At 61.0% G+C, this 21,136-nt stretch carries 20 protein-coding genes, 1 pseudogene and 1 riboswitch; of the genes and pseudogenes, 13 read left to right on the forward strand and 8 right to left on the reverse strand.

What is annotated here, in order from left to right:
• The first annotated feature begins 4 nt into the window (after positions 1 to 4).
• From AC13QO_RS08235 to AC13QO_RS08250, 4 genes are read left to right on the forward strand one after another with little or no spacing between them, the layout of a single operon-like run.
• Positions 5 to 889 (forward strand): F0F1 ATP synthase subunit gamma, encoded by an 885-nt coding sequence (locus AC13QO_RS08235; protein WP_085779689.1) that lies wholly within the window; start codon positions 5 to 7, stop codon positions 887 to 889.
• Between the two features lie 22 nt (positions 890 to 911).
• The gene (gene atpD, locus AC13QO_RS08240; RefSeq protein ID WP_097598150.1) at positions 912 to 2,339 is read left to right on the forward strand and encodes a F0F1 ATP synthase subunit beta; all 1,428 of its coding nucleotides are present in this window, start codon (positions 912 to 914) and stop codon (positions 2,337 to 2,339) included.
• The gene (locus AC13QO_RS08245; RefSeq protein ID WP_097598149.1) at positions 2,339 to 2,578 is read left to right on the forward strand and encodes a hypothetical protein; all 240 of its coding nucleotides are present in this window, start codon (positions 2,339 to 2,341) and stop codon (positions 2,576 to 2,578) included. Before atpD ends, AC13QO_RS08245 begins: the two co-directional genes overlap by 1 nt.
• Positions 2,578 to 2,985 carry a F0F1 ATP synthase subunit epsilon gene (locus tag AC13QO_RS08250; protein ID WP_085779686.1) on the forward strand — a complete coding sequence of 136 codons (408 nt, stop codon included), beginning with the start codon at positions 2,578 to 2,580 and terminating at the stop codon, positions 2,983 to 2,985. Before AC13QO_RS08245 ends, AC13QO_RS08250 begins: the two co-directional genes overlap by 1 nt.
• A gap of 402 nt (positions 2,986 to 3,387) precedes the next feature.
• Here AC13QO_RS08250 and AC13QO_RS08255 read toward each other — a convergent pair whose 3' ends face one another.
• The 5 genes and pseudogenes from AC13QO_RS08255 to AC13QO_RS08275 form a co-directional block, all read right to left on the reverse strand.
• The gene (locus AC13QO_RS08255; protein ID WP_085779685.1) at positions 3,388 to 4,125 is read right to left on the reverse strand and encodes a sugar transferase; all 738 of its coding nucleotides are present in this window, start codon (positions 4,123 to 4,125) and stop codon (positions 3,388 to 3,390) included.
• Between the two features lie 167 nt (positions 4,126 to 4,292).
• Positions 4,293 to 5,512, reverse strand: a pseudogene (locus AC13QO_RS08260) (acyltransferase family protein).
• An 89-nt stretch (positions 5,513 to 5,601) separates the two neighbouring features.
• Positions 5,602 to 6,612, reverse strand: coding sequence for an ABC transporter substrate-binding protein (locus tag AC13QO_RS08265; protein ID WP_488540409.1), 1,011 nt, complete (start codon positions 6,610 to 6,612; stop codon positions 5,602 to 5,604).
• 64 nt (positions 6,613 to 6,676) lie between these two features.
• Complete coding sequence (locus AC13QO_RS08270) at positions 6,677 to 7,489, reverse strand: ABC transporter ATP-binding protein (protein WP_285195336.1); 813 nt, start codon at positions 7,487 to 7,489, stop codon at positions 6,677 to 6,679.
• Positions 7,486 to 8,292: an ABC transporter permease gene (locus tag AC13QO_RS08275; RefSeq protein ID WP_285195335.1), complete on the reverse strand. Its 807-nt coding sequence runs from the start codon at positions 8,290 to 8,292 to the stop codon at positions 7,486 to 7,488. Before AC13QO_RS08275 ends, AC13QO_RS08270 begins: the two co-directional genes overlap by 4 nt.
• Before the next feature lie 160 nt (positions 8,293 to 8,452).
• Positions 8,453 to 8,566, reverse strand: a riboswitch (TPP riboswitch).
• Positions 8,567 to 8,896: 330 nt separating this feature from the next.
• Between AC13QO_RS08275 and soxR the strand changes: the two genes are divergently transcribed.
• The 9 genes from soxR (at position 8,897) to AC13QO_RS08320 (ending at position 18,056) form a co-directional block, all read left to right on the forward strand.
• Complete coding sequence (soxR, locus tag AC13QO_RS08280; RefSeq protein WP_488540410.1) at positions 8,897 to 9,367, forward strand: redox-sensitive transcriptional activator SoxR; 471 nt, start codon at positions 8,897 to 8,899, stop codon at positions 9,365 to 9,367.
• 124 nt (positions 9,368 to 9,491) lie between these two features.
• Positions 9,492 to 10,262: an SDR family NAD(P)-dependent oxidoreductase gene (locus AC13QO_RS08285; protein WP_097598320.1), complete on the forward strand. Its 771-nt coding sequence runs from the start codon at positions 9,492 to 9,494 to the stop codon at positions 10,260 to 10,262.
• A 103-nt stretch (positions 10,263 to 10,365) separates the two neighbouring features.
• Positions 10,366 to 10,707, forward strand: coding sequence for an ArsR/SmtB family transcription factor (locus tag AC13QO_RS08290; protein ID WP_085779680.1), 342 nt, complete (start codon positions 10,366 to 10,368; stop codon positions 10,705 to 10,707).
• A gap of 77 nt (positions 10,708 to 10,784) precedes the next feature.
• A complete protein-coding gene (locus AC13QO_RS08295; protein WP_085779679.1) occupies positions 10,785 to 11,678 on the forward strand; it encodes a LysR family transcriptional regulator in 894 nt (297 codons plus the stop codon).
• Positions 11,679 to 11,812: 134 nt separating this feature from the next.
• Positions 11,813 to 12,292: a formate dehydrogenase subunit gamma gene (locus AC13QO_RS08300; protein WP_488540411.1), complete on the forward strand. Its 480-nt coding sequence runs from the start codon at positions 11,813 to 11,815 to the stop codon at positions 12,290 to 12,292.
• Complete coding sequence (locus AC13QO_RS08305; RefSeq protein ID WP_285195332.1) at positions 12,289 to 13,845, forward strand: formate dehydrogenase beta subunit; 1,557 nt, start codon at positions 12,289 to 12,291, stop codon at positions 13,843 to 13,845. Before AC13QO_RS08300 ends, AC13QO_RS08305 begins: the two co-directional genes overlap by 4 nt.
• 198 nt (positions 13,846 to 14,043) lie before the next feature.
• Entirely contained in the window at positions 14,044 to 16,923 is a 2,880-nt protein-coding gene (gene fdhF / locus AC13QO_RS08310) for a formate dehydrogenase subunit alpha (protein ID WP_488540412.1), read from the forward strand.
• A 73-nt stretch (positions 16,924 to 16,996) separates the two neighbouring features.
• Positions 16,997 to 17,821: a formate dehydrogenase accessory sulfurtransferase FdhD gene (gene fdhD, locus AC13QO_RS08315; RefSeq protein ID WP_488540413.1), complete on the forward strand. Its 825-nt coding sequence runs from the start codon at positions 16,997 to 16,999 to the stop codon at positions 17,819 to 17,821.
• Positions 17,811 to 18,056 carry a formate dehydrogenase subunit delta gene (locus AC13QO_RS08320; RefSeq protein WP_285195329.1) on the forward strand — a complete coding sequence of 82 codons (246 nt, stop codon included), beginning with the start codon at positions 17,811 to 17,813 and terminating at the stop codon, positions 18,054 to 18,056. The genes fdhD and AC13QO_RS08320 overlap by 11 nt, the downstream gene beginning before the upstream one ends.
• Positions 18,057 to 18,305: 249 nt before the next feature.
• Here the strand turns inward: AC13QO_RS08320 and AC13QO_RS08325 are convergent, their stop codons facing one another.
• From AC13QO_RS08325 to rocF, 3 genes are all read right to left on the reverse strand, one after another.
• Positions 18,306 to 18,782: a chemotaxis protein CheW gene (locus AC13QO_RS08325; protein ID WP_064707940.1), complete on the reverse strand. Its 477-nt coding sequence runs from the start codon at positions 18,780 to 18,782 to the stop codon at positions 18,306 to 18,308.
• Between the two features lie 194 nt (positions 18,783 to 18,976).
• Entirely contained in the window at positions 18,977 to 20,176 is a 1,200-nt protein-coding gene (rocD, locus tag AC13QO_RS08330; RefSeq protein ID WP_488540414.1) for an ornithine--oxo-acid transaminase, read from the reverse strand.
• Positions 20,177 to 20,197: 21 nt separating this feature from the next.
• Positions 20,198 to 21,133 carry an arginase gene (gene rocF / locus AC13QO_RS08335; RefSeq protein WP_285195327.1) on the reverse strand — a complete coding sequence of 312 codons (936 nt, stop codon included), beginning with the start codon at positions 21,131 to 21,133 and terminating at the stop codon, positions 20,198 to 20,200.
• Between the last annotated feature and the right edge of the window lie 3 nt (positions 21,134 to 21,136).

Consider the following 21,136-nt stretch of genomic DNA (forward strand, 5'->3'; position numbering starts at 1 on the left):
ACGGATGCCTTCACTTAAGGATCTGAAAAACCGGATCGCCTCCGTCAAGGCGACGCAGAAGATCACCAAGGCGATGAAAATGGTCGCCGCGGCGAAGCTTCGGCGTGCGCAGGAGGCGGCCGAGGCCGCCCGGCCCTATTCGCAGCGCATGGGTGCGGTTCTGGCGAACATTGCCAAGGCCGTCACCGAGGCGGATGGCGCGCCGGCGCTGATGACCGGCACCGGCAAGGACCAGGTCCATCTGCTGGTGGTCTGCACGGCCGAACGCGGTCTTTGCGGCGGTTTCAACTCGCAGATTGCCCGCTTTGCGCGCGACCATGTCCGCAGGCTGCTTGCCGAGGGCAAGACGGTGAAGATCTTCACCGTCGGCAAGAAGGGCTACGATATCCTGCGGCGTGAATATGCATCGCTGATCATCGAGCGCAAGGAACTGCGCGAAGTCAAGAAGATCGGTTTCGAGAATGCCGACCAGATCGGAAAGCGCGTCATCGAGATGTACGAGGCCGGCGAGTTCGACATCTGCACGCTGTTCTACTCCGAGTTCAAGTCGGTCATCTCACAGGTTCCGACCGCCCAGCAGCTCATCCCGGCCAAGGCTCCCGAAGCCGTCGCCCAGGATGCAGAACATGCAAGCGCCGTCTATGAATACGAGCCGGATCCGGCGTCGATCCTCGACGACCTGATCCCGCGCAATATCTCCGTCCAGATCTTCCGTGCTCTCCTTGAGAACGTCGCGGGCGAGATGGGCGCCAAGATGAGCGCGATGGACAATGCGACGCGCAATGCCGGTGAGATGATCAACAAGCTGACGCTGAGCTACAACCGTCAGCGTCAGGCTCAGATCACCAAGGAATTGATTGAAATCATTTCGGGCGCGGAAGCGCTCTGAGTTAGGGAAAGAGGGTAAGAATATGGCTGAGGCAGCTACCCGCTCTGTCGGCAAAGTCACCCAGGTTATCGGCGCCGTCGTCGACGTTGCTTTCGAAGGCGAACTGCCGGCGATTTTGAACGCGCTTGAAACCGACAACAACGGCGTCCGCCTGGTTCTCGAAGTCGCTCAGCATCTGGGCGAAAACGAAGTCCGCACCATCGCCATGGACTCGAGCGAAGGTCTCGTTCGCGGCCAGCAGGTCGTCGATACCGGCGCTCCGATCTCGGTTCCCGTCGGCGACGAAACGCTCGGCCGTATCATGAACGTCATCGGCGAGCCGGTCGATGAAGCAGGCCCGCTGACCACCGCTCACAGGCGCGCCATCCACCAGGACGCTCCGGCTTACGTCGAGCAGTCCACGGAAGCGCAGATCCTCGTCACCGGCATCAAGGTCGTCGACCTTCTCGCTCCTTACGCAAAGGGCGGCAAGATCGGCCTGTTCGGCGGCGCCGGCGTCGGCAAGACCGTTCTCATCATGGAGCTGATCAACAACGTCGCCAAGGCGCACGGTGGTTACTCGGTCTTCGCAGGCGTGGGTGAGCGTACCCGCGAAGGCAACGACCTCTACCATGAAATGATCGAATCGGGCGTCAACAAGCATGGTGGTGGCGAAGGCTCCAAGGCTGCGCTCGTTTACGGTCAGATGAACGAACCGCCGGGCGCCCGCGCTCGCGTCGCTCTGACGGGTCTGACGGTTGCAGAACACTTCCGCGACCAGGGCCAGGACGTTCTGTTCTTCGTCGACAACATCTTCCGCTTCACGCAGGCAGGCTCGGAAGTGTCGGCTCTGCTCGGCCGTATTCCTTCGGCCGTGGGTTATCAGCCGACGCTCGCGACCGACATGGGCTCGATGCAGGAACGCATCACCACGACGACGACCGGCTCGATCACCTCGGTTCAGGCCATTTATGTTCCGGCCGACGACTTGACCGACCCGGCACCGGCAACCTCGTTCGCCCACTTGGACGCAACGACCGTTCTGTCGCGCTCGATCGCTGAAAAGGGTATCTACCCGGCCGTCGACCCGCTCGACTCCACCTCGCGCATGCTCGACCCGATGGTCGTCGGCGAAGAGCACTACGAGGTCGCTCGTAAGGTTCAGTCGACGCTGCAGCGCTACAAGGCCCTGCAGGACATCATCGCCATCCTCGGCATGGACGAGCTGTCGGAAGAAGACAAGCTTGCCGTCGCCCGCGCCCGCAAGATCGAACGCTTCCTGTCGCAGCCGTTCTTCGTCGCAGAAGTCTTCACCGGTTCGCCGGGCAAGCTGGTTGCTCTGGAAGACACGATCAAGGGCTTCAAGGGCCTCGTCAACGGCGAATACGACAATCTGCCGGAAGCTGCCTTCTACATGGTCGGTTCAATCGACGAAGCCATCGAAAAGGCCAAGAAGCTCGCTGCTGCTTGATGAGCGACGCTAAGGACGAGATATTCTGCTGCGACTCGCTAAAAGGGGTCGTAGCGGAACTCCCAGAGCCAGCCGCGCCGACCATCTACCGTGCCGATAACGGCGTGATCATGATGGTCGTGGGACTGGTCCAGACCGAAGAAGGTCTCGGATATCTCGACCAGGCGATACTGCACTGCCCGTTCTGCGGGACCAAATTGCAAGATGCAAAAGCCATAGCCGAGAAGGTAAGTCACTGATGGCTGACAATTTCAACTTTGAGCTCGTTTCGCCGGAGCGTCTGCTGCTGTCGGAGATGGTGACCGAGGTCGTCATTCCCGCGACTGAGGGCGAGATGACCGTGATGGCGCACCATGCGCCGACGATGACGACGGTCAAGCCGGGTGTCGTGAGCGTGCGTTCAGCTTCTGGGAAGAAGCAGGACTATGTCGTGTTCGGCGGCTTTGCCGACATTCTGCCGACCGGCTGCACGTTGCTGGCAGAGTCCGCCGTTCCAGTCGAGGAACTCCATAAGGACGAACTGACCCGTCGCATCGAGGCAGCCCGCAAGGAACTCGAACATGCCGAGTTGCACGAGCACAAGTCGAAGCTCGAGCATTTCATCATGGAACTGACGCATCTTAGCGGCATCGTCCAGCAGGATTGACCAATCGACAGCTTCGATGAAAGGCGGCCCGCGAGGCCGCTTTTTTATTTCTGCGAGCGAGTTCGAAGCGCCTCATCAAAGATTTGAAAAAGAGCGGGCGTTCAAAACCGCTTTTGTCGGGCTCATGACCGAGAGGCCACATTTGCAGCGCCGCGCGTCTTCAGGGCGCGCAAAGGCGCTACGGCCCTTGATACTCGCGTTGCTGACTTGCTTCTCACGCTTTAGCGCTTCGTTTGGCTGATGTCGTTTTTGCAGTGTCGCACTTTTGCGCGTGCGACGCTATGGACCAACCAGGAGGGTTCGAGAGCGGTTCAGGTTTTCACCGAAGCGCAGAATCGCCCTAAGATTTTATTTTACGCAATTCCGAACGGAAAAACGTCCCATACTTTTCCTGGAATTGCTCTAGAAGCCGGTGCCGCCGCGCAGCTCGATGACCAGCGTCTTGAACAAGATTTTCAGGTCGAGCAGCAGACTGAAATGCCTGACATAATAGATATCGCAGGCGATCCGGGCCCGGGCTTGCAGCGGCCGTGCGGTCGGCCCGCGCCAACCGCGTGTCTGCGCGAGGCCGGTGATGCCGGGGCGCATGACGTGGCGGTGGTGGTAGTTCGGGACCAATTCTTCGTAGAGCCGGCCGGCTGCGCGCATGTTGATGGCATGGCAGCGCGGACCGACCAGGGACATGTCGCCCCTGAGGACGTTCAGAAGCTGCGGCAGCTCGTCAATGTTGGTCCTGCGGAGCATAGCGCCGAAGCCTGTCACCCGGCTGTCGCCCTTGACGGTCTGCTGAATGCCGCTGGGATCGCAAGCTTCGATGTGCATCGAGCGGAACTTGAAGACGGTGATCTTCCGCCCGTTCAGGCCCCAACGGATCTGGCGGAAGAATACGGGGCCTCCATCGTCGAGTTTGATGAAAAGAGCGATTGCCAGGAAAAGCGGCGCCAGTACGAGCAGAGCGCTGGCCGAGATGACGATATCAATCAGCCGCTTTACGGCCAATCGCAGAGCCGCCCTCCCTTCGACACCGGAAAAGCTGTCCGGCTGGCGAATGTTGGAGTTCGCTACAACCAGGGTCCGGATTTTGTTCTGACGCTGAGACGAATCGAAGCGTGAACTTATCTTCGAAGTAAAAGCATACATTACTCAATGCCCAGAAGTTTAGATGCGATACTGAACAGCGGGGAGACAGATACATGCTTACGTATGGTTTGTCATCGTTATAAATAAGAAATCGGTAAGCATAAAGACGCCAAAAATGGGAGTATTTCGCGTTAACCTTAATGCCTCTAGTTGAGCGGCGTTCGAAATTATACTTCTAAAGGAGTAGCCCGATGAGGCGGCGCGATGTCAGACGATTGCCAAAATCGATTACCGGTCGTTCCAACAGATAATAACTGAGGCTTGCCACCAGAAAAACGAGCGCCGCTGTCAGTGTGCAGGATTGCATCCAACCGGTGACCACATTCTCGGAGGAGGCGCCGAACGAGCCGGGGTCCAGTCTCTGGATCAATGTCAGGATGATCTCCTGCCAGATGTAAATGCCGAAGGAGATCTTGGCGATGTAGCGGACGGGAGCGTTATCAAGCAGTCTGCCCAGACGCTGCGAATGGCTGAGTGAAACGAGCGCTGTTGCAACGGCCAGTGGGAAGACCGGAAATCCATAGGGGATGTGAAGCCAACCGTAACCTTCGGCCGAGCCGCCTGGGGATATGAGGAGGCGGTAAGCGGCAACCGCGACGGCGAGGAGTGCCGCGGCGTCGAACCAGGGAGATCGTCTTGCGGGCAACATCACTTCGATGCCGGCGGCAAGCGCGCCGAGTGCGAAGACAGCAAAGAAGCCGATCGGATTATAGTTGGGCATCCATTCCTTCGCTCCACCCTGAAGGCCATATGCCCAGCCGCGCCCGATATCATCGAGCGCAAAGAGCCTCAGGATCATCAGATGGGCAAGAAGGACCACGGCAATGACGCAGAGCCAGGCGGCGCGGGCGAAGAACGGACGTTGCCGCAGCAGCGGCAAGCGAAACAGCACGAAAAAGCCGACCGGGAGGAGCACATAGCTGGTGACCTCGAAGGGAATGGACCAGAGCGGCCCATCGGCTTCGACGGGAAAAAACGTGCGCCAATGCCACTGGCTCATGAACAACAGTCCCGAAATATAGCGGACGACGAGTTCCGGCGTCAGCGGCAGGGCAAGCAGCGTCAGGCTAAGGACGAAGCTGACGCTGGTGGCGACCCAGAAGCCCGGAGCGATGCGCGCCAACCTGCGGATGGCGTAGTGCCCAAGGGTGGGCATGGCGCCGCCGGCGTCGAGAGCGTGCCAGAAGGGGCGGGCAAGCAGAAAGCCGCTGAGCACAAAGAAGATGGCGACGCCGAAATTGCCGAAGCGGAGGACGTTTGCCGTTGCCGCAAATTCTTCCGGAATTCTGCGCATATCCAGCCGGAGCGCGAGATGGTGCGCGAGCACCAACAAGCAGGCCATTGCGCGCAGAAAGTCGGCTCCGGCCAGTCTGTCCTGTGCTCGCATGTCGTTCCCCGCCCTGCCCGATTCGGCTCAAACCGCCCGGGCGCAAAGCATTGCCTGGGAAGACCGCCTCGGCAAGGCCCCGGGCGGGCTCAGCCGAGGAGTTCGTTGGTGTAATAGGTGGAAAAGTCCGGCTTCTCCTTGAGCACGACGCCATTCGCATCGACGAGAATGCCGTTCTCGACCAGGAAAGCGCCGATGGCATCGGCCTTTGCCGGATCAAGCGTGCCGATCACGCCGGCTTCGGATCTCAGGAAATGACCTTCGATCAACGCCTTCTGAGATGCTCTTACCAGTTCCGTGTTCATCAGCGCACCGTTACTTCCTGATATCAGCAGGTCGCAGGCTTCGTCGGGATGATCGATGGAGTGGACATAGCCTTGACGTGTGGCCTGGATGAAGGCGCGCGCGTGTTCTCGGCTGGCAGAGAGATAGGCGTCACTGGAAACGATGACTGTCGTCTGCTCGTCGGGAATGCCGTAATCGGAATAGTGGAAGCGGCTGATCTTCCGATTCTCCAACTCAGCGGCGATGCCCTCCCAGGTGTAGATCTCCAGCGTGAAGTCAATCGAGCCATTGTCCAGCGCCTCATAGGCGGAGGTGCCGAGGGTGACGGTCTTGACGTCGCCCTTGCCGCCGTCATTGCGGATCATCGCCGAGACCAGCGCGCTTTCCCAAGTGCCGCCGAAGCCTCCATAGGTCTTTCCATCGAGATCTCTAGGGCTCTTGATGTCGTCCCGCCCGCCCTTGAAGATCAGGCGTGCGGTTTCCGTCTGGACGACGCCGTAGACCATCTTCACGTCACCGCCGCCAGCACGCTGCGTCAGGGCCTCGATCTCGCTACTGATGCCGAAATCGGCGACCCCGTTTGATACCAGCGTGCCGGCACTCGTGTCGGTAAAGGGTAGAATTTCGACATCGAGGCCGGCGGCCGTGTAGAAGCCCTTCGCCTTGGCGACGTAGATGCCGATGTGGTTGGTGTTGGGCGTCCAGTCGAGCGCGATACGAACCTTTGCGGGCGCCGATTGAGCGAAGGCGACGCGGCCGGCGAGGCTTGTCGCGATGGCGGCGAGCATCGTCTGGCGGCGGGTGAGAAGCGGCATGGTGACCTCCTCAGGTCTTTAGAGCATGACGCCGAAAAGTCCGGTTTTCGAACGACATCAGACTCTAACTCTTTAAATTGGAACAGGATTCAGATTTTGGGCCGACCGGCCTAAAACCATCCTGTTCTAGCGGATGAAGCAGGGTTTGCAGGATTTCGGTCTCGATCGCCTGGGCCGCCGGCGAACCGAGATCGGCAATGCTTCTCGGGCGGGGCAGGGGAACGCGGAATTCGCGGATGACACGCGCCGGACGGGCAGACAGCACGTAGATCCGGTCGGAGAGGAAAACGGCCTCGCGAACATCGTGGGTGATCAGCAGCGCCGTCCAGCGATGTTCGGTCCACATGCCTTGCAGCCACTCCTGGATCTGCGTGCGGGTTAGCGCATCGAGCGCGCCGAAGGGCTCGTCGAGCAGCAGCATGTCCTGCTCCTGGATGACGGTGCGCAGCAGCGCAGCACGTTGGCGCATGCCGCCGGAAAGAGCGGCGGGGTAGTGATGTTCGAAGCCGGCAAGGCCGAACCGCTCGAAGAGGGGCGCGACAGCGGCGCGGGCAGCCCGGCGAGCCATGCCCTTCACTTCCAGGCCGAGCGCGGCATTATCGATGATCCGGCGCCAGGGCATCAGCGCATCGCGTTGCGGCATGAAGGCAAAGGAATGCGGCGTCTGTTCCAGCGCTGCACCGTTGAAAAGCATGGCGCCGGAATCGGGTCGCAGCGCCTGTGTCAGCAGTCTCAGCACGGTCGATTTTCCGGAGCCGGATGGGCCGACGATCGAGACGAACTCGCCGTCTGCGACGGCGAGCGAAATGTCGTCTAGAACCTTCATGCCGTCGAAGGACTTCGAGATGTTGCGCAGCTCAAGCATCTGACCGGTCATCGGCGCCGCTCCTGGGATGGCTGCCAGGGCATGACGAAACGCTGGATAACCAGCGTCAGCGCGAAGAGGCAGAGCGTCAACAGAGCGCTGACGATCACGGCGGCGAGCACGAGATCGGGACGGAAATTGTTCTTGGCGTTGAGGATATAGATGCCGAGGCCGCTTGCAGCGCCGGCATATTCGGCAAAGATCGCGCCGACGACGGCATAGGTGATCGAGATTCGGAGGCCGGCGAAGAAATAGGGCAGGGACGAGGGAAACCGCGCCAGGCGAAAAATGCGCCAGCGGCTCGCTTTCATCGAATTCAAGAGCTCGGCAATGTCGCGATCGGTCGCCTCATAGCCCTGAAGCAGGGCAACAAGCAGCGGAAAGAAGGTGACGAGCGCCACCAGCAATATCTTCGGCAAAAGGCCGAAACCGAACCAGAGGACGACGAGAGGCGCGATCGCCACCAGCGGCAAAGTCTGGCTGGCGATGAAGATCGGCAGCATTGCCCGGCGCATGAAGGGCATGAAATCCATCAGGATCGAGGAGACGAAGGCGAAGGCGAGCGACAGGGCGAAACCACCGAGTGTCGCTCCGAGCGTCGGCCAGGTGTTTGCTATCAGCGCCTCTCGGTTCAGCCAGCCCTGGACAAGGATACGCGAAGGCGCCGGCAGAATGGACGGTTTGATACCGGAAAGATCGACATAGAGTTCCCATGCCACCAGAAAAGCAAAGCCTGCGAGCAAGGCGGGCATTGCCCGGTACACGGCGAGATAGAGCGTCGCAAGGCGCGAATCCGATGGTCGTGGCGATGTCATCGGCGTTCGGTTTCAGGCTTTCGCCGGGCTGTTCGCGCAAACCTGTCGAGGGCATCGGTGTCGATGCGCAGCCTGCCGCGATTTGGGGCGGTTGCCTTGAGGGCATCGATAGGGATGCCGACGGAATTGCCGGACGTCCGGTAGAGTGACACTTGCGCGCCGGAATACATTTGGACCTCGCTCCGCTGGCATTACCCAGATCAGCTTAGAAGGGTCCGGAGGCTTGCGCCTCACATCTCAGCCCCGGCGACACGGAGCTCCCCTGTTATTTCGGCGAAAACTATCATCGGGGTTTTCTTGCCGCAACCGCAAAATTGCAAACCCGTCCGCCCGGTCGGATGGGGCGCAGATAAAAAACACCCGGACGGAGGTCCTGTCCGGGTGTTTTCCGAGGTTCCGTACCTGCCGGGAACGGACCCCGAGCGCTTGTCTTTCAGGCGGCAATATCGGCAGGGCGATCGGCGCGGGCCGGGCAAGCGCCGACGCCATCATTTCAGCTTGTATCGACCGGATGATCTCACTGACGCTCCTTCCTGCGCCTCGTGCTTTACGGCCGGGGAAGCAGCGGTTATAAAACCTCAACTAATATTGAGGTCAATAGGCGATGAATAGGATTTCTGCAACGCCGCTCGGCAGGCTTCTGACGGTCGGCGAAGTGGCGCAACGCAGTGGTCTTGCCGTCTCGGCGCTACATTTCTATGAGGCCAAGGGGCTGATCTCGAGTATCCGCACGCGCGGCAACCAGCGGCGCTACGGACGCGATGTCCTTCGCCGGCTCGGCATCATCAAGGTGGCGCAACGTGCCGGCATTCCGCTTTCGGAAATCCAGACGGCATTTGCCTCCCTGCCGCAGGGGCGTACGCCGACGATTGCCGACTGGCAGACGCTGTCGGCGCGCTGGAAGGATGAACTCGACACGCGAATCAGACGGCTGAGCCTGCTGCGAGACCGTCTGACCGGCTGCATCGGCTGCGGTTGCCTGTCGATCGAAAGCTGTCCGTTGCGCAATCCCTTCGATCAGCTCGGCGAGGAAGGGCCAGGCGCACGGCTGCTGGAGATCGAAATCGAACTATGAACTTTCAGGGAAGAGCGCCAGCCTCTGGCGGAAAGATGATGCCTGCCTTTCTTTCGGCCCGCGCGCTCATATGTTAAGGGCGAATGGCGCAACAGGCGGCATTGTCCGCGAGGAGGACAGCTTCGTGTTCCACCCGAGACTATTCGAAAATCGCAATGTCATCGTAACCGGCGCCGGGCGGGGCATCGGTCTCGAAGTGGCCCGGCAGTTCCTGGACTGCGGCGCGAAGGTGATCGTCCATACTGGACGCAAACCGGGGCGCGATCTGCCGGATTTTCTGCTGACGGCTGAATCCGAAAGACGGGCGCTGTTGCTGCACGCCGATTTCACTGCCGCTGGCGGCGCTGCGCAATTTGCCGAAAATGCGCTTACCTTTTTCGACAAGGTGCATGTGCTCGTCAACAACGCCGGCACTATGCTCGGCCGTTTTCCAGCTGCCACACTGACTGACGCAGATTATGAGGCGATCGTGCGTTTGAACCAGACGTCGGTGGTGGCGCTGACGCGTGCGTTGCTGCCGGCATTGAAGGCGGCGGAAGGCGCTGCCATCGTCAACACCGTTTCAATTTCCGCGCTGACCGGCGGCAGTCCCGGTTCTTCGATTTATTCTGCCTCGAAAGCCTTCGTTTCGACCTATTCCAAGGCGCTTGCCCGCGAGCTCGCGCCGGATGGCATCCGCGTCAATTGTGTCTCCCCCGGAACGATCGAGACGGATTTCCACGAGCGCTATTCCTCCCGCGAAAAACTGGAGCAGACGAGAAAGTCTATTCCCCTGCAGCGGCTGGGCACAGCGGAGGATTGCGCTCCCGCCTATCTGTTTCTGGCGGCGCCCTCGCTCTCCGGATACATTACCGGCCAGGTCCTCGAGATCAATGGCGGCCAGCTTATCTGCTGATTTAGTTAGACCTTTTTTGACATTTCATCACTTTTGGCAAATTCGTGTGTGCGAATATGCTATTGTGCTGATCTGCCTTTTTGCTTCCCTTCCGAGATGTCGAATGCCATTGCCCAAGCCCGAGCCGGGAATGTCCGGTCAGGAACTGCACAAACTCGCTGGAAACGCTCGTGAGGCGAGCGATCTGCTGAAGGCGCTGGCGCACCAGACTCGACTTCTGATTCTTTGCATACTCGCGACCGAGGAGCGGACGGTGAGTGAAATCGAAAACATCCTCGGCATTCAGCAGGCAATGGTCTCGCAGCAGCTCGCGCGTTTGAGGCTCGAAGGTCTCGTCAATACGCGCCGTCAGGGCAGGCTGGTCTATTACCGTATCGGCAATACAAACGTGCTTGCCTTCCTTGAATCGCTGTTCGATCTTTTTCCGGCTGCTGAAAACAATTAGTACCCGCCCTTGCGGAGCACGGTTGCTGCGTCGAAGATAGCTGATCCGGATGATTTCGCGCCGGATCGGGAGACCGGATGATCGACAAGCTGGAATTTTTCATCGCCCTTGCCAACGAAAAGCATTTCGGCCGCGCCGCGGAGGAGTGCGGGGTTTCCCAGCCGACGCTTTCAGCCGCGATCCGGCAGCTCGAGGATCAGCTTGGTGTCATGCTGGTGCAGCGCGGCTCGCGCTTTCAGGGGCTGACGCCGGAGGGCCAGCGCGTCCTGGAATGGGCCCGGCGCATCGTCGGCGATGCCCGCACCATGCGCGAGGAGATGCGCGCGGCCCGCCGCGGACTTTCCGGCCATATTCGCCTTGCCGCCATTCCGACGGCGCTCGCCATGCTTTCGCGCATCACCACGCCCTTTCAGGAACGACATCCGGGAGTGACCTTCTCGATCGTCTCGCGGAACTCGCTGCAGGTGCTGAGCATGCTCGAAAATCTCGAAATCGACGCCGGCATCACCTATCTCGAAAACGAGCCGCTCGGCCGGGTCACCAGTGTTCCGCTCTATGCCGAGCGCTATCATCTGATCACGGCTGCAGGCAGCCCGCTGTCCGATCGCGACAATGTGACCTGGAAGGAGGTCGGCGATCTTCGGCTTTGTCTATTGACCGCCGACATGCAGAACCGTCGCATCATCAACCGGCATCTGACGGAAGCCGGCGCCACTGTGCATCCGACGCTCGAATCCAATTCGATGATCGTGCTGTTCTCGCATGTCAGGACCGGACGCTGGGCGAGCATCATGCCGCGCAATGTGGCCAAATCCTTTGGTTTTCCGGTGGAGATCCGGATGATTCCGATTGTAGAACCGGAAGCCCACCATCTGGTTGGCCTCGTCGCACCCTATCGGGAGCCCTTCACCCCGCTCGTTTCGGCCCTGCTCCACGAAGCGAGAGTGCTCGTGCGGGACGAGGAACTCTGATAGAAAAAACCTATCAATCCACGAGATAGCTTTATTGATCGTCGTCGGCTTCCCTGAGATGTTGTCTGCACGATGGCGCTCGGCTGGGGAGGCCTGCCATCCCGAAACGAGCGAGCCGCCGGGAGGGCTGCCTGATGACCATTCATATCGCCCAAGGCGATATCGCAGCGCGTACGCGGACCATCGCCGCCGACCTTCGCTTCCTTGAAGGACCGCTGCTTCCCATTCTGCACGAGGTTCAGCGAGAATTCGGTTATGTGCCGCAGGAAGCCCTGCCTGTGATTGCGGAGGAACTGAACCTCTCGCGCGCCGAAGTGCACGGGGTGATGACATTCTACCACGATTATCGCGACCATCCCGCCGGCCGCCATGTGCTGAAGCTCTGTCGCGCCGAGGCCTGCCAGTCGACGGGCGGCGACGCGTTGGCTGATCGCGTCAAGGCGCTGCTCGGGATCGATTTTCATCAGACGACGCTCGACGGCGCCGTGACGCTGGAGCCGGTCTACTGTCTCGGCCTTTGTGCCTGCGCCCCGTCGGCGATGCTCGACGGCGAGGTTTATGGCCGCGTAGACGATCAGATGGCGGCGGAACTCGTTGCGGAGGCACGTCGATGACAGTCAAGATTTATGTTCCGCGCGATGCCGCTGCGCTGGCGCTCGGGGCCGAAAAGGTGGCAAAGGCGATTGCCCAGGAGATCGCCGCCCGCGGCTTCGATGCAGAGATCGTGCGCAACGGCTCGCGCGGAATGTTCTGGCTGGAACCGCTGGTCGAAGTCGAGGCCGCCGGCAAGCGCATCGGCTACGGGCCGGTGAAGGCAAAGGATGTGCCTGCTCTGTTCGACGCCGGAATGCTGAACGGGAGCGGCCATCCGCTCTGTCTCGGGGAGGTTGAAGACCTCCCGTTCCTGAAGGAACAGACCCGCCTGACCTTCGCCCGCTGTGGCATCACCGACCCGCTTTCGCTCGGCGATTATGAGGCGCATGGCGGCCTTGCCGGCCTTCGCCGCGCCGTTTCGATGACGCCTGCCGAAATCGTCAAGGAAGTCACGGATTCCGGCCTGCGCGGACGCGGCGGCGCCGGTTTTCCCACCGGCATCAAGTGGAAGACCGTTCTCGATGCCAGCGGCGAACGCAAATATATCGTCTGCAACGCCGACGAGGGCGATAGCGGCACCTTTGCCGACAGGATGATCATGGAAGGCGATCCCTTCGTCTTGATCGAGGGCATGGCGATTGCGGGGCTTGCGACCGGCGCCACGAAGGGGTTCGTCTACACCCGTTCGGAATATCCGCATGCGATCGCCATGATGAGCGAGGCCATCGGCATTGCCAGACAGGGCGGCATTCTCGGCCCATCGGTGCTTGGCTCGGGCCGCGCCTTCGATATCGAGGTGCGCACCGGCGCCGGCGCCTATGTCTGCGGTGAAGAAACGGCTCTCTTGAACAGTCTCGAAGGCAAGCGCGGCATCGTGCGCGCCAAGCCGCCGCTGCCGGCGCATAAGGGCCTGTTCGACTGTCCGACCGTCATCAACAATGTGATTTCACTGGCCTCAGTGCCTGTGATCATGGAGAAGGGTGCCGCCTTCTACCGCGATTTCGGCATGGGCCGCTCGCGCGGCACCATTCCGCTGCAGATCGCCGGCAATGTCAGATATGGCGGGCTTTATGAGACCGCTTTCGGTCTTTCGCTCGGCGATATCGTCGACAGGATCGGCGGCGGCACGAGGACCGGCCGGCCGGTCAAGGCGGTTCAGGTAGGCGGGCCGCTCGGCGCCTATTTCCCGCGGGCGCTGTTCGATACGCCTTTCGACTACGAGGCCTTCGCCGCCAAGGATGGGCTGATCGGCCACGCCGGCATCGTCGTCTTCGACGACACGGCCGACATGCTGAAGCAGGCGCGTTTCGCCATGGAATTCTGTGCCGTCGAAAGCTGCGGCAAATGCACGCCCTGCCGCATCGGTTCGACGCGCGGCGTCGAGACGGTCGACAAGATCGCGGGCGGCATCGAGCCGGAGAAGAACCGGGTACTGCTTGGCGATCTCTGCAATACCATGAAATTCGGGTCGCTCTGTGCGCTTGGCGGCTTCACGCCCTATCCCGTGATGAGCGCCATGACGCATTTCCCGGAAGATTTTTCGCCGGCACCGGTCGTGGAGGCGGCTGAGTAATGGTTTTTTATTCGAAGTTGCCCCTCACCCTAACCCTCTCCCCGCCTGCGGGGAGAGGGGACGTGCCACGAGGGCGCGTATCGAGTGAAGGTGGTGCGGCATACCCCTTCGCCCCGCTTGCGGGGAGAAGGAACCGGCAGGCGGATGAGCGGCATGCCTCAAGGCGCCCGATACTGAAATCTAGCGGAGGTGCAATCCATGTCTCTCATCCATGAAATCGACTACGGCACTCCCGCTTCGAAATCCGAAACCATGGTGACGCTCACCATTGACGGGCAGCAGATCAGCGTGCCGGAGGGCACCTCCATCATGCGCGCCTCAATGGAAGCCGGCATCGAGGTGCCGAAGCTCTGCGCCACCGACATGGTTGATGCCTTCGGCTCCTGCCGGCTCTGTCTTGTCGAGATCGAGGGCCGCGCCGGCACGCCGGCCTCCTGTACGACGCCGGTGGCGGCAAACATGGTGGTGCACACGCAGACCGGACGATTGAAGGATATCCGCCGCGGTGTGATGGAGCTTTATATTTCCGATCATCCGCTCGACTGTCTCACCTGCGCTGCCAATGGCGATTGCCAATTGCAGGATATGGCCGGTGCTGTCGGCCTCCGTGACGTACGCTACGGCTATGAGGGCGACAATCACGTCAAGGCGCGCAGCAACGGCGACATCAATCTGAAATGGATGCCGAAGGACGAGTCCAATCCATATTTCACCTATGATCCCTCCAAATGCATTGTCTGTTCGCTTTGCGTGCGCGCCTGCGAGGAAGTGCAGGGCACCTTCGCGCTGACGATCGAAGGGCGTGGTTTTGGCTCCCGCGTGTCACCCGGCATGCATGAGAATTTCATGGATTCCGAATGTGTTTCCTGCGGCGCCTGCGTCCAGGCCTGTCCGACGGCGACGTTGACGGAGAAATCGGTGATCGAGATCGGCCAGCCGGAGCATTCGGCCGTCACCACCTGCGCCTATTGCGGTGTCGGCTGCTCCTTCAAGGCGGAGATGCGCGGGGAGGAGCTGGTGCGCATGGTGCCGTGGAGGGACGGACAAGCCAATCGCGGCCATTCCTGCGTCAAAGGCCGCTTCGCCTACGGTTATTCCACACACAAGGACCGCATTCTCAACCCGATGATCCGCGAAAAGGTCAGCGATCCCTGGCGGGAGGTGAGCTGGGACGAGGCCTTCGCGCATGTGGCGTCGGAGTTCCGCCGGATTCAGTATCAATATGGGCGCGACGCGATCGGCGGCATTACCTCCTCGCGCTGCACCAATGAGGAAACCTATCTGGTGCAGAAGCTGGTCCGCGCCGGTTTCGGCAACAACAATGTCGATACCTGCGCCCGCGTCTGCCATTCCCCGACTGGCTACGGTCTCGGCCAGACATTCGGAACCTCGGCCGGCACACAGAATTTCGACAGCATCGAACATTCGGATGTCGTCGTCATCATCGGCGCCAACCCGACGGATGGCCATCCGGTGTTCGGCTCGCGGCTGAAGAAGCGGCTGCGCCAGGGGGCGAAGCTCATCGTCATCGATCCGCGCCGTACCGATATCGTCCGGTCGCCGCATGTCGAGGCTTCCTACCACCTGCCGCTGAAGCCGGGCACCAATGTCGCGGTCATGACGGCGTTGGCGCATGTGATCGTCACCGAAGGGCTCTACGACGAGGCATTCATCCGCGAGCGCTGCGACTGGTCGGAATTCGAGGACTGGGCGGCCTTCGTCGCCGAACCGCAGCATAGTCCCGAAGCGACGGAGGTTTTCACCGGCGTGCCGGCGGCGGATCTGCGCGGTGCGGCAAGGCTCTATGCCAAGGGCGGCAATGGTGCGATCTATTACGGCCTCGGTGTCACCGAACACAGCCAGGGTTCGACGACGGTCATCGCGATTGCCAATCTGGCGATGGCGACCGGTAATATTGGCCGTCCCGGCGTCGGCGTGAACCCGCTGCGCGGCCAGAACAATGTGCAGGGCTCCTGCGATATGGGTTCCTTCCCGCACGAGCTGCCCGGCTACCGGCATATTTCCGACGATGCCACGCGCGACATCTTCGAAAAGCTCTGGGGTGTGAAGCTCAGCGACGAGCCGGGCCTGCGCATTCCGAATATGCTCGATGCGGCGGTCGACGGCTCCTTCAAAGGCCTTTACGTCCAGGGCGAGGACATTCTCCAATCCGATCCCGACACGAAACATGTCGCGGCAGGCCTTGCGGCAATGGAATGCGTCGTCGTGCAGGACCTGTTCCTCAACGAAACCGCCAACTACGCACATGTCTTCCTGCCCGGTTCGACCTTCCTCGAGAAGGACGGCACATTCACCAATGCCGAGCGACGCATCAACCGCGTGCGCAAGGTAATGACGCCGCGCAACGGTTATGGCGATTGGGAGGTGACGCAGAAGCTTGCCCAGACCATGGGGCTCGACTGGAATTATGCCCATCCGTCCGAGATCATGGACGAGATTGCCGCGACGACGCCGAGTTTCGCGCTTGTGTCCTACGATTACCTCGACAAGATGGGCTCGGTGCAGTGGCCCTGCAACGAGAAGAACCCGCTCGGTTCGCCGATCATGCATGTCAACGGTTTCGTGCGCGGTAAGGGCAAGTTCATCCGCACTGAATATGTGGCGACGGACGAGCGCACCGGCCCGCGCTTCCCGCTGCTGCTCACCACGGGCCGCATCCTCAGCCAGTATAATGTCGGAGCGCAGACACGCCGGACGGAGAACGTCGTCTGGCACGCGGAAGACCGGCTGGAGATCCACCCGCACGATGCCGAACAGCGCGGCGTCCGCGATGGCGATTGGATCAAGCTCGCCAGCCGCTCCGGCGACACCACGCTCCGGGCGTTGATCACCGATCGTGTCGCGCCCGGTGTCGTCTATACGACCTTCCATCATCCCAATACGCAAGCCAACGTCATCACCACCGACTTTTCCGATTGGGCGACCAACTGCCCGGAATATAAGGTGACAGCGGTGCAGGTCTCGCCGTCGAACGGACCGAGCGAGTGGCAGCTCGAATATGACGAGCAGGCACGGCAATCGCGCCGCATCGCCGGCAAGCTCGAAGCGGCGGAGTGACGATGCCGGGGCGATTTGGCGTTATCGGCGAGATCCTCCCTTCTTTCCTCGGGGAGAAGAGGAGGCGTCTGTGATGACTTTCGCCACCACGGCGCGTGCTCCCGAAACCGCCCGCCGCAACGGCGTCATGCACAGCGGTTCGCGCATCGTGCCCGAGGAAGTGCCGATCGCCTTTTCCTATGGCGGCAGTTCGCATGCGGTGATGATGGCGACACCGGCGGATCTTGAGGATTTCGCCGTCGGCTTTAGCCTGACGGAAGGGATTATCGCCAAGCCGGCGGAGATATCCGCCGTCGAGATCATCGAGGGGGGGCAGGGCATCGACGTGCAGGTCAGCCTTACCGACGACGTCGCCGATCGGCTGCGGGCGCGCCGCCGCAGCATGGCCGGACCAGTCGGCTGTGGGCTCTGCGGCATCGAATCGATCGAACAGGCGGTGCGGCCGGTGCCCGATGTCTCGACATCGCTGTTGACGCTGTCTCATGCTGATATCGTTCGCGCCGTATCATTTCTGAACGAGGCGCAGCCGCTGCATCGTGAAACGCGGGCCGTACATGGCGCTGGATTCTACCTTCCCGGCCGCGGGCTGATCGCGGTTCGCGAAGATGTCGGCCGCCACAACGCGCTGGACAAACTCTGCGGGGCCGTCATTCGCGCCGGCGAAAGCGGCGGAAACGGCGCGGTCGTCGTCACCAGCCGGCTGTCGGTCGAAATGGTGCAGAAGGCGGCGATCCTCGGCAGCCCAGCGCTCATTGCCATTTCAGCGCCGACGGCCCTTGCCATCCGCACGGCCGAAGCGGCCGGCATGACGCTCGTCGCGCTGGTGCGCGGCGAAGATTTCGAGATTTTCACACACCCGCACCGCATCTCGCCCGGAAGCATCGCCGATGTCGCATGATACCAAAACCAAGCTTGTCTATATGGCAAACCAGATCGCCACCTTTTTCAAAAGCCAGCCGCAAGACGAGGCCGCGCAAGGCGTCGCCACGCACATCAACAAATTCTGGGAGCCGCGCATGCGGCGGCAGTTGTTTGAAATTCTCGAGAAAGAGGAGAATGGCCTGGATGCTCTCGTGCTTCAGGCCGCTCCACTGATCCGCAAGCCGGAGGCGGAGGCAAACCGGGTCCGGTAATTCAAAGTGGTGTCTGCCGGAGGGGAGACAGCAGCAAACTGCCTGCGCACGCGCCACTGCCCTCTATACCGGCACCATGTATATCCTTGCCGTCATGCCGGCGCCCGGTCTCATCGCCAACGCGCTGGTCAGGCCGCTTCCGGACAAGTGGTTCTGAGGGATGGCGAGGTCGCGGCGCTCCAAGAAAGTCGGCGGCAATAAAAAACCGCCGAAAGCGGCGGTTTTCCGATATCCAATTGTTCCGGCAGATCAGGCAGCCAGTTCATCCGTCTCATTTTCCTTGAACATCTTGGCGAGGTTCAGGAAGCAGATCATGCCGTTTTCGGAGGCGATGATGCCTTCGCAGAACGCGCGGTCGAAGGAGGCCGTCACCTCTGGCACCGGCTGAACCTGGCTGGATGAGATGGTGAGAATATCCGAGACGCGGTCCACGAGCATGCCGATGACCATGCTATGAACTTCGGCGACCACAATGGCGCTGCGTTCGTTGGCGACTGTGCTCTTCATGCCGAGCTTATAGGCGAGATCGATGATCGGGATGACCGAACCGCGCAGGTTCATGACGCCGATGACGTCGGCCGGCGAATGCGGGATCGGCGTCGAAGGCGCCCAGCCGCGGATTTCGCGAATGGTCGTGGTCTTGACGCAAAATTCCTGATCATGCAGGCGGAAGGCAATGATCTCGAGCGTATCGCCGCTGAAGCTAGTGGAATTGATCGTGGCCATTAGAATTCTTCCCAACTGTCGTAAGCCAAAGCAGAAGCGGGTGCGCCACCATTGGCGCGGACGAGCTTTGCCTTCACACCACGCGATGACTTTGCACTCAAAGCATCGTTACGGTTAGCGACGACATTAACGCAAGAGTGTTGCCCAAATCTAAATCGGGAACGGGAGTGTGAAGCTTTCCGCCTCGCTCTACTTCAGCCGATCGTCATTTCGATCTGCGAGACGGCCCAATCGACCTGCTCCCTCGTTATAACAAGTGGCGGAGCGAGGCGGATCGTGTGGTCATGGGTGTCCTTGGCGAGAAGGCCGCGCTCCTTCAGCGCATGGCAATATTGCCGCGCGCCGCCGGCTTCGGGCTCCAGCTCGATCGCCATCATCAGGCCACGGCCACGTACATCTCTGACAATGTTGGAGCGGATCGACCTCAAGCCTTCGAGGAAATAATCGCCCATCGCGGCGGCGTTCTCGATCATGCCTTCCTCCACGAGCACCTTGAGGGCCGTGCGCGCCACCGCGCAGGCGAGCGGATTGCCGCCGAAGGTCGAGCCGTGCTGGCCAGGCTTCAGCACGCCCAGCACCTCGGAATTGGAAAGGACGGCGGATACGGGATAGAAGCCCCCGGAAAGCGCCTTGCCGATCAGCGTCACATCGGCCTCTATGCCTTCGTGCTCCTCCGCCAGCAGCTTGCCGGTACGGCCGAGGCCGGTCTGGATCTCATCGAGGATCAGAGTGACGTTGTTATCAGTGCAGAGCTCGCGGATGCGGGTGAAATAACCGGCCGGCGGGATGATGACGCCGGCTTCGCCCTGGATCGGCTCGATCAGGGCTGCCACGGTATTGCCGTTGATCGCGGCCTCGAATGCCTCGGCGTCGCCGAAGGGAATGATGCGGAAGCCCGGCGTGTAGGGGCCGAAGCTGGTGCGGGCGTCGGGGTCTGTGGAGAAACTGATGATGCTCAGCGTGCGGCCATGGAAATTGTCGGCGCAGACGATGATTTCCGCCTTGCCTTCAGGAACGCCCTTGACCTCGTAACCCCATTTGCGCACCGCCTTGATGGCGGTCTCCACCGCTTCAGCGCCGGAATTCATCGGCAGGATCTTGTGCGAGCCCGTCAGCGCCGCAAGCTCCTCGTAGAGATGGGCGAGCTGATCGTTGCGGAAGGCGCGGGATGTGAGCGTCAGCCTGCCCGCCTGTTCGACCATGGCGGCGAGGATCATCGGGTGGCAATGGCCCTGATTGACGGCAGAATAGGCCGAGAGGCAATCGAGATAACGATTGCCGTCGGTATCCCAGACATACACGCCTTCGCCACGCGTCAGCACCACGTCGAGCGGCTTATAGTTGTGGGCGCCGAGCCGCTGTTCCGTTGCGATCAGTTTTTCCGAAGTGTTCATGGCGCTTCTCCCTCAGCTTGTCTATGCGGCGCGTGTCGGACGATCGAAGATGCGGCGGCCGAAGAGGCTTGCCGTCAGTTCCACCAGTATACGGGCGCTCTTGCCGCGATCATCGAGGAACGGATTGAGCTCGACGAGATCAAGCGACGAGACGAGGCCGCTGTCGGAAAGCATTTCCATGACAAGATGCGCTTCGCGGAAGGTCGCACCGCCAGGCACCGTCGTGCCGACTCCGGGCGCGATGTCGGGATCGAGGAAGTCGAGATCGAGGCTGACATGCAGCAGGCCGTTGGCCTTTGCGACAACAGCGAGAATCTCGCGCATGATGGCGCCGATGCCCTGCTCGTCGATCGCCCGCATGTCGAAGACGTTGACGCCGTGTTCATGGATTTCCTCGCGCTCGCGCGCATCGACCGAACGGATACCGACCTGGAAGACATTCTTCGGGTCGACGAAGGGCCGGTCCTTCGGGAGGATTTCGGCGAACTCCGCCTCGCCGCAGAAGAAGGCAACAGGCATGCCGTGAATATTGCCGGAGGGTGACGTTGCCGGAGAGTTGAAATCGGCATGGGCATCGAGCCAGAGCACGAAGAGCGGGCGCTCCTTGCTGGCGGCATAACGCGCCATGCCGGAGACGCTGCCCATCGACAGGCTGTGATCGCCGCCGAGAATCAGCGGAAAGCGGCCGGCGGCGGCGACGTCATAGACGCTGCTTTCCAATGCGCGGGTGAAGGCACCGACGATCCTCAGATTATGGGCTTTCGGATGATTCGGCAGATCCATCGCCGGCAGGATAGAGAGATCGCCGATATCGGCGACGTCGTGGCCGAGATCAATTAGGGTCTGGTCGACGCCGGCGATCCGCAGGGCCGCAGGGCCCATGGCGGCGCCTCTCCGACCCGAACCTTCTTCCAAGGGTGCGCCGATGAGGGTGACAGATCGCGATTGCGCATTCATTCG

The sequence above is a fragment of the Rhizobium sp. CNPSo 3670 genome (genome assembly GCF_057784555.1).

Coding starts and splice junctions, on each gene's coding strand:
- AC13QO_RS08305 (WP_285195332.1), top strand. CDS start 12,289: ATGACAGTCAAGATTTATGTTCCGCGCGATGCCGCTGCGCTGGCGCTC.
- AC13QO_RS08270 (WP_285195336.1), bottom strand. CDS start 7,489: ATGACCGGTCAGATGCTTGAGCTGCGCAACATCTCGAAGTCCTTCGAC.
- AC13QO_RS08235 (WP_085779689.1), top strand. CDS start 5: ATGCCTTCACTTAAGGATCTGAAAAACCGGATCGCCTCCGTCAAGGCG.
- AC13QO_RS08250 (WP_085779686.1), top strand. CDS start 2,578: ATGGCTGACAATTTCAACTTTGAGCTCGTTTCGCCGGAGCGTCTGCTG.
- AC13QO_RS08320 (WP_285195329.1), top strand. CDS start 17,811: ATGTCGCATGATACCAAAACCAAGCTTGTCTATATGGCAAACCAGATC.
- fdhD (WP_488540413.1), top strand. CDS start 16,997: ATGACTTTCGCCACCACGGCGCGTGCTCCCGAAACCGCCCGCCGCAAC.
- AC13QO_RS08325 (WP_064707940.1), bottom strand. CDS start 18,782: ATGGCCACGATCAATTCCACTAGCTTCAGCGGCGATACGCTCGAGATC.
- fdhF (WP_488540412.1), top strand. CDS start 14,044: ATGTCTCTCATCCATGAAATCGACTACGGCACTCCCGCTTCGAAATCC.
- rocD (WP_488540414.1), bottom strand. CDS start 20,176: ATGAACACTTCGGAAAAACTGATCGCAACGGAACAGCGGCTCGGCGCC.
- AC13QO_RS08295 (WP_085779679.1), top strand. CDS start 10,785: ATGATCGACAAGCTGGAATTTTTCATCGCCCTTGCCAACGAAAAGCAT.
- AC13QO_RS08275 (WP_285195335.1), bottom strand. CDS start 8,292: ATGACATCGCCACGACCATCGGATTCGCGCCTTGCGACGCTCTATCTC.
- AC13QO_RS08245 (WP_097598149.1), top strand. CDS start 2,339: ATGAGCGACGCTAAGGACGAGATATTCTGCTGCGACTCGCTAAAAGGG.
- AC13QO_RS08290 (WP_085779680.1), top strand. CDS start 10,366: ATGCCATTGCCCAAGCCCGAGCCGGGAATGTCCGGTCAGGAACTGCAC.
- AC13QO_RS08265 (WP_488540409.1), bottom strand. CDS start 6,612: ATGCCGCTTCTCACCCGCCGCCAGACGATGCTCGCCGCCATCGCGACA.
- AC13QO_RS08255 (WP_085779685.1), bottom strand. CDS start 4,125: ATGTATGCTTTTACTTCGAAGATAAGTTCACGCTTCGATTCGTCTCAG.
- rocF (WP_285195327.1), bottom strand. CDS start 21,133: ATGAATGCGCAATCGCGATCTGTCACCCTCATCGGCGCACCCTTGGAA.
- atpD (WP_097598150.1), top strand. CDS start 912: ATGGCTGAGGCAGCTACCCGCTCTGTCGGCAAAGTCACCCAGGTTATC.
- soxR (WP_488540410.1), top strand. CDS start 8,897: ATGAATAGGATTTCTGCAACGCCGCTCGGCAGGCTTCTGACGGTCGGC.
- AC13QO_RS08300 (WP_488540411.1), top strand. CDS start 11,813: ATGACCATTCATATCGCCCAAGGCGATATCGCAGCGCGTACGCGGACC.